Source organism: Shewanella sp. SM20, from assembly GCF_025654545.1.
GTDB classification, from domain to species: domain Bacteria; phylum Pseudomonadota; class Gammaproteobacteria; order Enterobacterales; family Shewanellaceae; genus Shewanella; species Shewanella oncorhynchi.
On sequence record NZ_JAKKRK010000039.1, the window covers coordinates 1 to 16,016 of the forward strand.

Annotated in this window: 9 protein-coding genes and 2 pseudogenes; 8 read left to right on the forward strand and 3 right to left on the reverse strand. The window is 44.8% G+C overall.

What is annotated here, in order from left to right; translation table 11 throughout:
- From L5M18_RS15850 to L5M18_RS15880, 7 genes and pseudogenes are all read left to right on the forward strand, one after another.
- Positions 1-228 (forward strand): annotated as a pseudogene (locus L5M18_RS15850) (IS4 family transposase); the annotation flags it as partial.
- Between the two features lie 8 nt (positions 229-236).
- Positions 237-647: pseudogene (locus L5M18_RS15855) on the forward strand (response regulator transcription factor); the annotation flags it as partial.
- Positions 648-731: 84 nt separating this feature from the next.
- Positions 732-2,129 carry an ATP-binding protein gene (locus L5M18_RS15860; RefSeq protein ID WP_263197702.1) on the forward strand — a complete coding sequence of 466 codons (1,398 nt, stop codon included), beginning with the start codon at positions 732-734 and terminating at the stop codon, positions 2,127-2,129.
- Between the two features lie 490 nt (positions 2,130-2,619).
- Entirely contained in the window at positions 2,620-4,248 is a 1,629-nt protein-coding gene (locus tag L5M18_RS15865) for a glucan biosynthesis protein G (protein ID WP_049821716.1), read from the forward strand.
- Between the two features lie 23 nt (positions 4,249-4,271).
- Entirely contained in the window at positions 4,272-6,455 is a 2,184-nt protein-coding gene (gene mdoH / locus L5M18_RS15870; protein ID WP_105252289.1) for a glucans biosynthesis glucosyltransferase MdoH, read from the forward strand.
- A 324-nt stretch (positions 6,456-6,779) separates the two neighbouring features.
- A complete protein-coding gene (locus L5M18_RS15875) occupies positions 6,780-8,258 on the forward strand; it encodes a L,D-transpeptidase family protein (protein ID WP_411569276.1) in 1,479 nt (492 codons plus the stop codon).
- Between the two features lie 154 nt (positions 8,259-8,412).
- Positions 8,413-8,961 carry a DUF882 domain-containing protein gene (locus L5M18_RS15880; RefSeq protein ID WP_028760165.1) on the forward strand — a complete coding sequence of 183 codons (549 nt, stop codon included), beginning with the start codon at positions 8,413-8,415 and terminating at the stop codon, positions 8,959-8,961.
- On the opposite strand, the gene L5M18_RS15885 is transcribed toward L5M18_RS15880, so the two are convergent.
- A complete protein-coding gene (locus L5M18_RS15885) occupies positions 8,912-9,343 on the reverse strand; it encodes a hypothetical protein (RefSeq protein ID WP_028760164.1) in 432 nt (143 codons plus the stop codon). The genes L5M18_RS15880 and L5M18_RS15885 overlap by 50 nt on opposite strands.
- 303 nt (positions 9,344-9,646) lie before the next feature.
- On the opposite strand from L5M18_RS15885, the gene rplY reads away from it, so the two are divergent.
- Entirely contained in the window at positions 9,647-9,934 is a 288-nt protein-coding gene (rplY, locus tag L5M18_RS15890; protein WP_028760163.1) for a 50S ribosomal protein L25, read from the forward strand.
- A 192-nt stretch (positions 9,935-10,126) separates the two neighbouring features.
- Here the strand turns inward: rplY and L5M18_RS15895 are convergent, their stop codons facing one another.
- Together L5M18_RS15895 and L5M18_RS15900 are read right to left on the reverse strand one after the other, a co-directional pair.
- Complete coding sequence (locus L5M18_RS15895) at positions 10,127-14,116, reverse strand: translocation/assembly module TamB domain-containing protein (protein WP_263197706.1); 3,990 nt, start codon at positions 14,114-14,116, stop codon at positions 10,127-10,129.
- On the reverse strand, positions 14,113-15,963 hold the full coding sequence (locus L5M18_RS15900; RefSeq protein ID WP_028760161.1) for an autotransporter assembly complex protein TamA: 1,851 nt from the start codon (positions 15,961-15,963) through the stop codon (positions 14,113-14,115). The genes L5M18_RS15895 and L5M18_RS15900 overlap by 4 nt, the downstream gene beginning before the upstream one ends.
- Positions 15,964-16,016 lie beyond the last annotated feature (53 nt).

The window sequence follows — 16,016 nt, forward strand, 5'->3', positions numbered from 1 at the left end:
GTTCAATGCCTGTTGTGGCTAGTTGGTTTACACGCACAGCAACAGGGCTGGGATAAGCATTTTCAGGCCAATACCATTGGGCATCGAACGGTACTCTCAACGATTCGCTTGGGATTGGAGGTACTCAGGCGGCCTGATTATCAAATCACGGAGAAAGAATTGCTGGCGGCCTGGGTATTATTCGCCAATCAGTTGCTCAAATATGGCTATGCTATGGCTGATTTATGAGGGGATCCTTCAGCACTAAGCTCGAATGTTTAGACATGGGCGCCGATGATTATCTCGGTAAACCTTTTGATGTGCGTGAATTAGCCGCGCGTATTCGTGCTATCGTCAGACGTCAGTATGGGCTCGATCACAACATTTTGATTATTGGTGCTTTGTGTATCGATTTTAATACCCGTGAAGTGACCTTTCGCGATCAAAATGTGCTGCTTTCACGGCGTGAATTTCAATTACTGCTCGAGCTCGCTCAGTCGGCAGGGCGTGTATTGACCCGCAGTCAGTTAGAACAGTTAACCTATGGCTGGGATGAAGTCGGCAGTAATTCAATAGAAGTGCATATCCACCATCTGCGCAAAAAACTTGCCAATGAATTAATCAAAACCGTGCGTGGAATAGGCTATACCTTGATTGAAATAAATTAATTTGAAGAGTTAAATGACAAGCTCCACGTTTGTGGGTCCTGATAACGCAGTGATGACTTGAAGCATAGTCGTTAGGAAAAAGAAGTGATTCGATTAAAGGGGCTAGATGTGTATTCACTGCGTTTGGTACTGACATTATTAATTTTGTCAGGTATTTCAGTATCCGTCGCTGTGTCTAGCTGGTTGAGTACTCGGGATTCTAAGCATCAAATCGAAGAACTCTTCGATGCGCAAATGCTCCAAACCGCTAAAATGTTGGAGTTGTTCTATCATACTGAGCCCAATACAACAGCTCAGGATCTCGTCATACCCCAAGTGCTCCACGTTCCCGATAGCCAAATCAGTTCCTTTGCCGAAAAGGCCGATGCGCTGAAACTGGCCTATGAGCATAAATTGGCGTTTCAAATCTGGAGTGAGGCGGGTGAAGCCTTAGTTTTATCGGATAATATTGGTCATCAACCTATCAGTCGATTCGTACAGGGTTATCATAAGAAAGTGTTCGAAGGAGAACTCTGGCATGTGTTCAGTTTTTTTTCGGTTAAAAATCATGTTTGGATTGTCACTGCTCAACAGGATGAAGTACGCCAAGAGCTCGTATCGCAAATCATGCATAACGCCGTGATCGTGCCTTTAATGGTAGTGCCTTTAACATTAATTATTGTTAGCTTCTTGTTTTATCTCTTGTTTCGGCCATTAAAAACCTTTGAAAGAGAATTAATTGGACGTGCGCCCAACGATTTGACCCCGTTGACTATGTCATTGCCTAAAGAATTAGTCCCTGTTCGGCGCGCATTGAACTTATATATCAATAGTATCGCGCGATTTATCGCCCGTGAGCGTCGTTTTAGCGCCGATGCGGCCCATGAGCTTAAAACGCCATTATCTGTGATTAAATTACATCAACATGGCTTAGAAAGTCTGATTGATGATGATCCGCAGCAGAAATTCCATTTAGCTGCGATAGATGCTGGCGTAGTGCACATGAGTCATACCGTTGAACAATTACTCGTATTAGCAAGGGTGGACTCGATTAATGAGCTTAATGTGTCATCCCACGCCATTTTGCCTATGGTCGAAGATGCGCTTAATCAATTAATGCCACAAATCACAGATTATGAATGGAATATCGATATCGCATCCAATCTAACGGTGACCTGTGATCGTTTTTATTTGCTACTTGTACTGAAGAATATTATCGAAAATGCCTGTAAATACAGTCCACAGGAATCGGAGATTTCAGTGTTGGCCCATGCTTTGGATGATGAAATCTGTATTTGTGTCGCGGATCGAGGCCAAGGCATGACAGAGCCGCAGATTGCCAATGCGACAGAACGTTTTTATCGTGTGAATGAAAATGAAGGCATAGGCGCGGGATTAGGTTTGTCTATCTGTTATCACATCATAGAATTGCACCAAGGTCGTTTAGTGATTGCGCCTAGGGATCAAGGTGGATTATCTGTGACACTTTTTCTGCCAAAATAGTTCAGGCAATGAAATGTTAAAATAGATCCGCAGTTTCAGTGACATCAGCTCAGTTGTTTTGATACATTTAAGCGGGTAAAATTTTGAATTTTCCTGCTGTCTTAGTGTTAATCCTTAGGCTTACCAACAGATTGATTCGCTTATTGTGATATTTCATCTAAGATCATCAACACTTAGTTGAGGCGTAAAAAGACTCATTTTACTTTCAATAATGTAGCATTTGGATCACTTAATTTGTTTTTGTAACTTTGAAAACAGAAATAAGCATGATAATGTTATTTTAATATTCATTTTTGGTATAAGCTTATTCTCAAATAGTATTGTGTAGAAGGGGTTAACTGCATCTTTATTTATGAGTTTTTTTCTCCTTCTGATATCTTTCGCGATATGTAAGCAACTGTTTTTTTTCATCCCTAAATCAGAGTGAAAAAAATTCACTGTATACATAAAAAACATTGATTTCTTAGTTTATTTTTTAGGTTACCTATCTATGGTTAGCTTGTTGCGTTGCCCATCGTCCAAACCTTATTCGTCACTCATATGTTCACTGACGCTAGGCGCTGTAGTCGCCCTGTCTGGTGTCGCGTACGCTGAAGAGACAAAACCCGCCGAGGCAGTTCCTGTGGTTACTCCACCGAAAGTGATTTCTCAGCCCAGTACAAAAAATCAAATCAGATTCACTAAGACAGGCGCTTTTGATAGCGAAACTGTCGTGAAGATTGCAAAACGTTTGGCAGCGAAACCTTATGTGACCCTCAAAGATCCTTTGCCAGCTGGCCTTGCTAAACTGTCATACGATGAGTACAGAGATATTCGTTTTAACCCGACTGCGTCTATTTGGCGTGATCAGGGCGTGCCATTTCAAATGCAAATGTTCCACCGTGGTTTCTATTTTCAAGATCTGATCGAGATTGCGATTGTAGAAGGTCAGAATGCAACGCACTTAGCCTATGAGCCTAAATATTTCACTGCGGGTGAAGTGATTACTCAAGCGCTACCAAATGATGACATTGGCTACTCAGGATTCCGTATTCATAACCAACTGAATACGAACGGTGTATTTGACGAGCTTATGGTATTCCAAGGTGCGAGTTATTTCCGCGCTTTAGGTAAAGGTAACGCCTATGGCTTATCTTCCCGTGGTTTGGCGTTAAAAACGGCTGATGCTGAAGGGGAAGAATTCCCGATATTTCGCGCCTTCTGGGTTGAGCGTCCACACAATGACAGCAACTTGATTGTCGTGCATGCCTTGTTAGATAGCCCAAGCGTAGCAGGTGCCTATACTTTCTCTGTCCGTCCCGGTGATAACACCTTGATTGACGTTGAAGCGACACTGTTTCCTCGTGTTGAGCTGAGCAAAGTCGGTTTAGCACCCAGCACTAGCATGTTCTTACATTCACTCAATGGTCGTCACGACACCGATGATTTTAGACCTGAAGTACATGATTCTGATGGTTTATTGATGTTAAATGGTCGTGGTGAGCATTTATGGCGCCCATTAGCTAATCCACGTCAGTTACAAGTCAGTGCGTTTTCTGACAACTCGCCTCAGGGATTTGGTCTGATCCAACGTGAGCGTGACTATGCGTCATATCAAGATTTAGAAGCCCATTACGAACGTCGCCCAAGCCTATGGATTGAGCCTGTGGGTAATTGGGGGCAAGGTTCAGTGGTGTTGACTGAAATTCCGACAGAGTCTGAAATTCATGACAACATTGTTAGTTATTGGAAACCACGTCAGCCTATTCCTGCTGGCGGTGAATTTCATTTTGCCTATCGCATGAGTTGGGGTGAAGAACCTGCTGCGAAAGTCGGTGCTGTACATATTTCTCGCTCTGCCAGTGGTCGTGCCGATATTGCTAAGGCGACTCCAAGACGTTTATTTGTGGTCGACTATCAAGTTGAAGGTCCGATGACAGATGAAATGCCAGTCGCTAAAGTTGAAGCTTCTGGTGGTGTGGTCACGAACGTGGTGATTGCCCGTAATGCCGCTAAAAATGGCTATCGCTTAGCTTTTGAATTAGAGCCAGAAGATAAAGATCTTATCGAACTGCGCGCTGAACTTAAGTTCCCAACTCCTCGTCAGGTTGAAACCTGGCTCTATCGCTGGACGCTGTAAGGTTCATGACGGAGCAACATGATATGACTGTATCCGATAACTCGGTACTCGAGACGGAAGTCCTCGTGGGTGGTAGTGCTATGCCAAATGAACGGCCTGGCGCTATGGAACCCCAAAATTTAAGTAAGATGCCAGAGGGATTCCCTCGCCGTAGCACTGTGGCTGATGGGGTACGCTCGCGTACCTACCGTCGTGTGTTTGTAGTGGGTGGGGCTTTATTATTATCTTTGTTTGCTATCTATGAAATGGGGGCGGTATTTAGCATTGGCGGAATTACTCCTCTGGAATATTTAGTGCTAGTGCTGTTTGCGGTTAACTTCTGCTGGATTGCTTTGGCGTTTTGTAGCGGTATTGCAGGTTTTTTAATTTTACTGCGAAAACCGCGGGCAAAAGATTTGCAAGTGACTGAACTGCATACGCGAACCGCGATTTTGATGCCGACCTATAACGAATCTCCTGATAGGGTATTCTCGGCGGTTTCAGTGATGGCTGAAACCTTGTCGCAAACGGGTCATGGTCATGCTTTTGATTGGTTTATCTTAAGTGATACTACCGATCCCGATATTGCTTTGCTCGAAGAGCAGGCGTTTCTGGTGTTACGTCAAGAAACCCATAAGCATTCGCGGGTGTATTACCGTCGCCGTCGTAAAAACGTCGCCCGTAAAGCGGGTAACGTAGCCGATTTTTGCCGTCGTTGGGGGTCGCGTTATGATCACTTGTTAGTGCTTGATGCCGACAGTTTGATGGAGTCTTCAACCATCACTGGCTTAGCTCAGCGCATGCAGGCCGATCCTGATGCGGGCTTGATCCAAACGATTCCGTCGTTGATCAATGGCACCACTTTAATGGCCCGTTTACAGCAATTTGCGGCGCGTATTTATGGTCCCGTAATTGGTACCGGGTTAGGCTGGTGGGTACAAAAAGAAGGTAACTTCTGGGGCCACAACGCCATTATCCGCACCGAAGCATTTATGACCGCGGCGGGATTACCTAACCTTAAGGGTAAGCCACCTTTTGGTGGTCATATCATGAGCCATGACTTTGTTGAAGCTGCGCTGATCCGCCGTGCGGGCTGGAGTGTAGTCATTGCCTATGACTTACCGGGTTCATACGAAGAATGTCCACCGTCGATTATCGACTTAGCCGTGCGTGATCGTCGCTGGTGCCAAGGTAACTTGCAGCATTCGCGTATTTTGCCGACTAAAGGTTTGCACTGGGTAAGCCGTTTACATTTACTGACGGGTATCATGGCTTATTTGTCATCTCCTTTCTGGTTGATGTTGATTTTGACTGGTTTGATGTTAGCCCTGCAGGCACACTTTATTCGACCTGAATATTTCACCGATCAATTTTCACTGTTCCCGACTTGGCCCATCATGGACTCGGATAGGGCATTAAGATTGTTCTACATTACTATGGGGGTTTTGTTTGGCCCTAAAGTATTTGGTGTCTTGTTGCTGCTTAAAGACGGTGAGTTTGCTCGCAGTGTTGGTGGTCGAATTAAAGCGATATTCAGTGTGATCTTTGAGGTCATACTTTCAGCGCTGATTGCACCTATCATGATGTTTATCCATTGTGGTGCTGTGATGTCAATTCTGATGGGACGTGACAGTGGTTGGTCGCCGCAACGTCGTGATGACGGCAGTATGCCTTGGATGACGTTAATCTATCGTCACCGCTGGCATATGCTGGCAGGTGTGATGTTAGGTTATGCGGCTATTTTGGATTCTTTGACTTTGTTAGCTTGGATGAGTCCGGCGTTGATCGGTCTGTGGATTGCGGTGCCAATTTCGGCATGGACAGGTTCAGTCAAAATTGGCGAAGTGTTCAAGCGTGCCGGTATTCTTGCAACACCAGAAGAACGTAACCCTGCGCAAATTTGTCTGCAAGCGCAAGAAGCGCGCGCCGCTTACCAAAGACACATTGCTGAGCCTTGGACGTTAGCACAGGTACTTAAAGACCCTGCGTTGATGGAATTGCATTTAGCCATGGTGGATAAACAGCCTTTGCGTGCTGCGGGTACACCAATTGAAGCGATGGAAGCCATAGTGCATGTGAAGGTGCATGAAGCTCGTTGTCAACAGAGCGCATTAGCTTTACTCAATCGTCAAGAAATGGCGATGGTGTTGGCAAATCCTTTGATGTTACGTAGCCTACAGAAATTACCAGAGCAATTTGTCGAAGAAGATCTCGTGTCTTTTTGCTAACGAGCACTTGCTCAGCATATTTATGCGAGTTTGTTTGATATCAATGCCACTGACGACCTCAGTGGCATTTTTCTTTTCATTATCTGGAGTTAACCCCTAGTAATTAATTGATCTCCATGGAATAGTCATATAACAGTGTTGTTGGCTGATATAACCGCTGGCTCTCAGGTGACCTTAAAAATAGCTAAGGGAGTATTTATGATATTGAAAAAGATCATTCGCTATTTGCCCCCATCCATGTGTGTAACGCTAAACGTGAGAGAACTCAAATTGATAGAGCAGGAGTTCCACATTGCGAACTTGAAAGCATTGCAGATTAACCCGATGCCGACGAGGCGTAATCTAGCGCAACTATTACTCAGCCTTTTTTTCTGTATTCCAATAATTTTAGTGCCAAAGGTAGGTGCAGCTGATGGCGCTCAATCCTTAACATCAAATTCGAGTATTGCTGCGCAGCCAAATCTTGAGGGTAAAGCTGAAGATCTTACTGCTGTGCTGCCGCTTGCGGCCTTAGTGCCACAGGTGTTGCTATTAGATCTCGCGGGCGTTAATCCAGTATTTGGCCAGCATTATCGTGACTTAACACTTTCTCCTAATACCTTATCTACTGCTGATTTAGTACGAATCCAAGCTGATGTTACCGGTTACTGGCATTATGTGATGACATCCGCAGAATGTAACAATGCTGGATCCCCAGAGACGGTTTCATCCGTTATTCCAGAGGATCCCCAATATCAAAAGGTGCTTAAGCAAATCGCCCATTTAGTGCAATTGGACACAATTGAACCATGGGAAACTTTAGTGTTAGATGAAAAGCTAACCTTAGGAATGAGTCATCAGATCGTTGATACCATAGCAAATCGTGTGTGGATATTGGGAGACTTAGCCACTGAGCCTAGAGTGAATCAAGTTTATACCGAAGAACTTATGACTGGCATTAAGCGCTTTCAGCAAAAGCATGGGTTAAAACAGGACGGGGTGATAGGTAAGCAGACCTTATTTTGGGTGAACCAATCGCCAAGGGCGAGGGCGGTACTATTAGCTAAAAACACTATTCGACAAAGAGTGTTTGAACGTAAATTAGAGCCGAGTTATTTGCTGATTAATGTGCCCGCTTTTGAGATGACGTTGGTCGATAATGGTACGCCAGTGTTAAGTTCCAAGGTCATTGTGGGTAAATCTTCTCGGCAAACACCGATTTTGGACAGTCAGATTTCTAGCGTGGTGCTTAACCCTAGCTGGCGAGTGCCTAGCAGCATTTTACGGCGGGACATTCTGCCGCAAATTCAGCGAAATGGTCATTATCTTAATGAACGTCAATTTGATGTATACGATTATAACGGTCAACGGGTGCAACGAATGCCAGAGGAATGGCAGACCTTAGCCAGCGCTTCGTTTCCCTATCAGCTTGTACAACGCCCTGGGGCTAAGAATGCATTAGGTAAATATAAGTTTCACTTTGATAACAGTTTCAGTGTCTATTTACATGGAACTTCTGAGCCAAGTCTCTTTAAAAAGGACGATAGGGCACTATCATCTGGTTGTATTCGTATTGAAAAAGCCACTGAATTAGCCCAGTGGTTTAAAGAACATTTAGTGAAAGACAAACGTTTATGGGACAAGTTAGCCCCTGGTATTACTGAACCTCAGTGGTTTTCACTTTCCGAAAAGCTGCCCGTGCATCTGGTTTACTGGACTGCATGGTTAGACGATAGTGGGCAGGATCAATACCGTCGCGACATTTATGATTTGGAACCTGAGCTGACGAATGCTGTGCCTGCCACGGTTTTGGAACAACATTAACGTTTTTGTGCTGTAAAGTTGAACAAGATAAGCATCTGAACTCGCTTGGCATTTTGAAATCCTACTCAGAATGGGGTTGGCAAAACTTGATCTTAGGGCTTATTCAGTATAATTTGCCTTACTAGTGACCAAAAAGCATACAAAAGGTGATCATGTGACTTTAATATGTCCTGCCCGTAGGCAGTTATTGTTAGGCCTTAGTGGTGTGGCATTATGTTCCTTTATTCCCTCAAAAGCGGTTGCCAGCCGTTCAACCAAAGGGATCCGCGAGTTAAGTTTGTTTAATCGTCATACTGGCGAGCGCGATGACGGTAGTTACTGGGTAGATGGTCATTATCAGAGCAAGGTGTTAGACAATTTTAATCATTTGTTGCGGGATCATCGTCAGAATGTGGCAGCGCCTATGGATAAGCGCTTATTTGATTTACTCCACTCGCTCAAAACAACCTTGAATACCAACGATGAAATCCATGTAATTTCCGGTTACCGTTCACCAAAAACCAATGCCATGCTCGTGAGCCACAGTGGCGGAGTTGCTAAGAAGAGTTATCACATGCGCGGCATGGCGATGGACATAGCGATCCCTAGCGTTAAACTAAAAACCCTCAGAGAAGCGGCTTTATCCCTGAAACTCGGTGGTGTGGGTTATTATCCTAATTCTGGTTTTGTGCACGTCGATTGTGGTCCGGTAAGGCACTGGTAGCAATGATCTGTTGTTGGATCTGCTGATAAAAATCTTGTTCCAAAGCTTGCGATTCGATCAAGTAATGTCTGAGCAGCGGGATAAATTGTTGATTGAGTTTGTTCATTTCTCTATGTTGTTGCCAATCACAGATCAATAGGCTGAGACGTTGTGAAAATTGATATTGTCTTTGCCTCTGCGACTCAATATCGACGGACTCAATAATTTGCATAAGTAAGATCAAGCTGCGGTTTTTTTGTTGGGTGCAGGCAAGCAATTCTAAGAATTTTAATTCGAGGGTATTTTGCTGATAAGGAACGGTTTCGATAAGAGAGACGAGTTCACGGGCCAGTTGGCATGAAAGTCTATTTTCTTGTTGTAACTGGTATAGCGCATGACGCATTTTTTGACACAGCAGTTATCGAAATTTGCCCGAGCTTAACAGGCTTCTCAATTTCCCAGTGTGATCTAGATCTCGTGTTTTTTGTTTGAGATCAAAGCCTTTTCTCTGCGGTAACAGCCAAGATACAAGTTCCTCAATTTGATAAATAGCGGTCTGTTTTGCTAACGCTGACGCCGATAAATAGAGGGCTTGCGGTATTCTTGTGCGCCTTGGGTATCTATGTTAGTATTCGCGCGCTTTATATGAGCCGTCATTGGTCGAAAATGCCGGCAACTTTTTACTCTAAATTTAAGTGAGAAACACATGTCTTACACTATCCAAGCACAAACCCGCACTGAAATAGGGAAAGGTTCGAGCCGCCGCCTACGCCATGCTGGTAAAGTACCTGCTGTTATTTATGGCCAAGGCAAAGAGCCAGTTTCTATTGTTTTTGATCACAAAGATATCATTAACATTCAAGCTAATGCTGACTTCTACACTTCTACTCTGACTATCGTTGTTGATGGTAAAGAAGTGGGTGTTCGTGCACAAGCTATGCAACGCCACGTGTTCAAGCCAATCATTGAACATGTTGACTTCGTTTACGCTTAATTGTCGTAATTGAAGCAAAAAGCGCCTAAGGGCGCTTTTTTTGTGGCTGATTTTTAGTTGTTTGTATTTAATAGGTAGACACTTAGGCTTTACCCAAACAACCTCAACATACTGTAACGTGTATTGTGAGATTGTTTGGCTAGAGTGATTGAATGCTAATTTTTTAGTGTCAATATCTTGGTATTCATATGGTTACTTGATATTGAAGTTGTAATAGATATCAAGTGATTGGCCTAAAGTGCCTGACACGGTTTCTAGATAGAGTTGTGAGAGTAAGTAATACCTGACTGTCATTTCGTAACCAGGGTTAAATACACCTACTCCGTATTTCACCATTAAGTTATCGCCGATAAAGCCACTGATCGCCACACGCCCTTCATCATTAGTGTCGAGTTGCACGTTAGAGAAACCAAATTCTTCAATGAGTCCTGTCGCAGTATTCCCTAGGTTGTTAATTGCGCCACCGCCCACCTGTGAGCCTAAACCGAGTGCCGCGCCCATCATCAGCGAGTTATTTTGCTCATTGTTGGCGCTGTTAAAGCCACTGCCTTTGATAATGTAAGACAAGATTTCGGCCTGCTCTTTGGCGGGATTGGAAAATAAGGTCACCACTGGGCGTGATGGCGTGCCTGTGACGCGTACACCTGCCACTAAGTCCTCAGTCTTAATTTCCCGTATCGCTTCAATATTCAGGTTTGGTAATGACGTTGGCCCCACAAATTGCACTTCACCAGTGCGGATTTTTAGGGTTTGGCCCATAAACTTGTAGCTACCTTGATTGACTTTGATATTACCGAAGAGCAAAGGAGGACGGAAAGCTTGCTGCTGTAGCTTTAAGGTCCCTTGGAGTTTACCTTTGAGACCCATACCATCAATTCTGAGTTCGTTCCCCACACTGATATTCAGATCTGCAACGATGGCGTAGGGGCTAGTTTTAGGCTGAGTGGCGGCAATGGAGTCGTCAAATACCACGTCTTCGGAGGCTGCGACACCGCCTTCCGCTAATGGCACAATTTTAATGTTGCCAGAAGGCACCGCTATTTTTCCTTTTACTGCCAGTTGCTTACTGTTGAAGGTTAAGTTGATCTCGGGGGAGACATCGAGAATAGCCAGTGGCGGTTGGATCACGGCGAGCTTATCGCCTTCGAGGGCTAACTCGCCACTAAATTGACCTTGGGGCCATTGCAGTTGACCATTCACTCTGCCTAAACCATTGCCCATCATCCAACGTCCCTTAAGCTGCGCTTGTTGACCCGCAAATGACATCGACATGTCAATTTTGTCGATTAATGTTGGGTTTGCAGTTAGGGCTAAGGCGCCCTCAGTTAAGGCCATGCTCCCCGATACTTCGGGCGCATCTAGACTACCCGCAAAGTTAAGTTGACTCGTTAGCAAACCTTGCACTGTATTTAATTGAGGGAAAAACTCCCCAAGTGGCTGCAAGTTGATTTGCTTGATATTGGCATAACCTGACAGAGTGCGATCGGGTGTGACATTGACGTTAACCTCACTCTGCCAACTGGCCACGCCTTCTGATTCAAAATCTAAAACCGTCGCCAGCCGTTTTGCATCTAAGGTCGCTTTTAATGACAGGTTTTGGTAATTAATGGTGACTTCACGATTTTTATCCCGTTTGAGCATAATGCTGCCGGGAGCAAAATCAAAGTTTACATCGGCAGTAGGCTTACGGCCAGCAGCCCATGCAACATTGGCTAATAGCGATGCTGGGCCGTTCCAACGCATATTCGTTGGTAATATTGGGACAAGTAATTGCCCTGGATTACCTAAGTAGCTCACCTGTGCGCTGCCTTTTTTACCTATTGGTGTATTACTGTTTAGGCAGATATGGCTATTGGGATTCATGAGGCAAAAGGGCGTAATGCTGCCTTGATTCTTGATTTGGTCCCAAGCCAGATTAATGGTGTTATCGAGCTGCCATAGGCCTACGGGCGTGTTGAGATTTAAACGATCAACATCGAGCTGTAGTCGTGACTTCTTCACATCGTATTGGCTGCTCATCGTTGCATCGAGCCCAAGATCGCCCGTGGCGTTGAGAGTGAGTTTTTGAGCGTTAATGGTACCTTTCGCCCCGAGTGTCACTGTATCTAAATTTTGTTCTGCAATCTGTAAGGTTTTTGATTTTAGCGAGATAGCAAATTCATGTTGATCTAGCGGCTTGTAATAGGCCTTTAAATTAGATTCCTGCAGTTTAATGTTTTGATAGTAAAGTTCTGCCAGCTGCGCTGTAAGCTCGACCTGGGGGTGTTTCTCGTCACCAGTGACATTGATCTGCGCCTGTAGTTGGCCGCTGGCCTTAGGTAACCATAGGCCAAAGTCGGGCACTTGTAATTCACCTTGGAGATCCCAATTGGCATTGGCTTCGCCTTTGAGTGCCAGAGTTGAACCTAGTACTTTGGCGTTCAGCCCTTTAGTACTGACATACAGGGAGTCATTCACACTGATATCCCCTGTAATGTCGAAGGGATAACCTTGCAAAGTGCCAGTGAGCTCAGTATCGCTCAGGGATACTTGCCAACGGGGGTCTGCAAATGAGCCTTTAGTGCGTAATTTTCCTGAAATCAAACTGTCCGGTAAACCCGTTGTACTTTGCGCTGTATCCGTTTGTGGCAGCTGTATTTCTTGTAATTTGATGTCATTGATCCAGAGATTGGCGTTCCAGCTAATGGCTTTTTGATAATCGAGTTCGCCCGTGAGTTTGACCTTACCAATCGCGCCCATTACATCAAGATTATTGATGGTTAACTTAGCATCTTGATGTTGGATGTCAGTGTCTATGTCGAGCACTTTGTGAAATGGTGTGATCAGTTGGCCAGTAAGACTCGCCTCTTGCCGATTAAGGTCGCCTTGGCTATCGAGTGTGGCATCGCTTACCGAGTATTCAGGGTTCTTCAGTGGCCACTGAAGCCGTGTCTGTTCAAGTTTCACCTTGTAGGGCAGGTTAGGGTCTTGCAGTGTTATTTGGCCATCTAGTGTAAAGTCTGCATCGCCCTTGGCGACGGCATTCACCTGAAGTTGCCCTAAACTTTGGCTCAGCTTTAACGTTAATACTTGATGAGTGAGATCTGGCAATTCGACTAGTTGGTTAAGGGTGAGATTTGCCTCTAAATCGAGTGGATAATCTTTATCAAGTGTTAGGCTGCCTGTGATATCGGCGCTGCCATCGGTGTGGCTAATGGCGAGATGGTCTAAGGTCAATTGGTATTCACGGAAACTGCCTTGTAGTTCTGCATGGCTAAAAACATCTTTACGATTGCCGATTTGCAGTGTGGTGTTGTCTAGCGTTAAGGCATTGACCGTCACAGGGAAAGGCATAAATACTTGTGGCAATTGTGCTAAAGCCCATTCAGCCTCTTTTGTTAGCGACGGACTGGCCGATGGTGTAGGTGTAGTATTCGTAGCAGTGCTGGGATTTGCTGCATTCGTTACCGCTGCCGTGCTAGTTTGTGTTGCTACATCGGTTGATGCAGGGATCAGTATGAATAATCCTTCGCTGGATAGCTGTTTAACCGACAAACCTTCGGTAAACCATTGTGCTTCTGCGTTAAGACGATTAGCGGTAAATTGCATATCATCCACTTGGATATTAACGCCATTGAGTTCAGCAGAATCTAAAACAATATCAAAGGGTAATAGGAGCTCGCTGGGTTCTTCATCAAGTGGCGCGACTGGCGCTTCGTTTGAGTCTGCAGAAAGCGCTAGGGTATCAATAGTGACATTGACTTTAGCCGCAGATAAGCTATTCACGCATAAGCGTTTTTGCAGTAAACAGGCGGGCTGCCACAGTAAATGCAGATCCTCAAGTTGCACGTTCATTCCGGCCATAGACCAAGCCGCGTGTGATAGGGCTAAGTCTTTGTTAATGGAACCAGAGGTATAAGTCAGTTCAAGATCGGGTACAAATTGATCGGCTAAACCCACGGTAATGCGCGAGCCAAATTCAGTGCCGAGTAATAGGGCGATTAACACTAAAAGCCCTAATGGCACATAGATAATAATCCGAGTCCAGAGTTTGAACTGCCGCCACAGTCTTTGAATGAATGACACCGATGGGGTGACAGAGGTCACTATGGTTTCAGTGGCTTCGGCTTCATTGGCTTCAATGATGGGATTATCAACGATATCTTGTTCGCTTGGCTTATTATGCTCTGGGGGCTGGCTCATAGATCTGTCCCCATGGTTAGGTGAATTCGCCATGATCTTTCAATGGTCTCAGTTTCTTTCAATCCGACCCCTAAATCTAATTTGATTGGACCAATCGGGGAGATCCAATGGATACCGCCACCGACAGAGACGACAGGTTCAAATTGATTATTATCGAAGGCGTTACCCGCATCGATAAATGTGCCGACCCGCCAAGTGGGGGTCACATAATATTGATATTCCAAACTACCAACCATTAAATAGCGGCCACCGATAACCTCGCGATTGGTTTTTCCATCGTCAGCAACATAGTCTAAATAGGGGCCGAGTTCTTGATAACCATAACCTCGGACACTCTGATCGCCACCGGCAAAATAGCGTAGTGATGGTGGGATAGAGGCAAGATCATTCTCGTTAGCTAAGTTGGCAGCTAAATCAATACGAGCGACGATTCTGTGGTTATCGAAGAAGGTATCAATCCATTTAAATTTAGCTTGCAAGCGGGCTAGGCGGGTTTCTGATCCTAAATAGGGATCGGCATAGTCTAGGCTGTAAATTTGTCTAAACCCGGATTTAGGATCCAGTGAGTTATCTCCCCGGCTAGTCCGAGAAAAGTTAATTCCTGCCAGATAAAACGACGGCATATAATCGACGTCAGACTGGGTATATTCTTCGCGTATGGCCTCCAACGAATAACTCATTAGCCATTGATTTTCTAGTCTTTGCTGACGTAATAGTCCCAGAAGGTACTTAGTCGACTCGAGCTGGCCTGTGTTACTAAAATCACGATTCTCGGCATCATATACTTGAGTCACACCGTATTTGTCCCGCAGCAAACCGAGGCGGATCTTTAATTGATCGTCTAAGGGATGTGTGAGCGGAATCGTATAAGTGGTTAATAACTTTGGTCTATCGGGCGACCATTCGAGACTGGTTTCTTGGGAATGCCCGTATTTATTGATTTGTGGTGTACGCCAAGTCACGCGCACCCTCGGATCAAAGGCTTGATCTGTTTTGCCAATATCACCACCAAAACCGAGTTCAATTGCGTGACTTGCCTTAGGCGTTAATTCGACTCGCATTGGAATATGGTTATCTTCGACGTTATCGATTTGCGGGATCACTTTGATATTGGCGAAATAACCAGTATCTAATAACTGACGATTCAAGGCGCTTACACGGCGAGTTGAGTATGAAGCACCTTCTTTAAAGGGGATAAGATCCTCTAATATATCGGGTTCTAAGTTATGGCCATCGAAACTGACTTGGCCAAATCGGTAACGTTTGCCTGAATCAAAATGCAAACTTACCTGTGCGGTATTAATATCGCGGTTAACTTTAATTTGTGATTCAGTAAATTCGCCATCGAAGTAACCTCGTGCCAAGGCTAAGGTGACGAGTTGCGATTTTACGTCGCTGTAAACACCGTGATTTAACACATCGCCGGGTTTAATGTTGACCTTTGCGAGCCATTGATCGAAAGCTCGGTCATCAAGCATTTCACCACTAAAATTAATATCGACCCACTGAACAATGGTTGGCTCGCCGGGGCTGATTTCAAGTTTTAATTCCCACGGTCCCTTGTCATGCTCAATCAGCTTTTCTTCTACTTCACCGTGATAGTAGCCCATGGATTCTAAGGCGGTGCTGATATTGTCATCGACATTAAACAAAAAGGCACGGCGCTGCACCTCAGATTCAGGTAAAGCGCCTAAGTGAGCAACTATGTTGCTTCGAAGCGCTTCATTCACGCCTGTAACAGATAATTTGATAAAATCATCTGCTGCTGCGACTGATGTGACTGAAATCAGACTCAGAAACAAGCAAAGACGAATGTAATGTGAGGTGATTTGCAAAAATGGCTGCACTTTATAGTCCCTGTGATTTGGCATCATTGTCGCCAGAATAAAACCAACAGGCA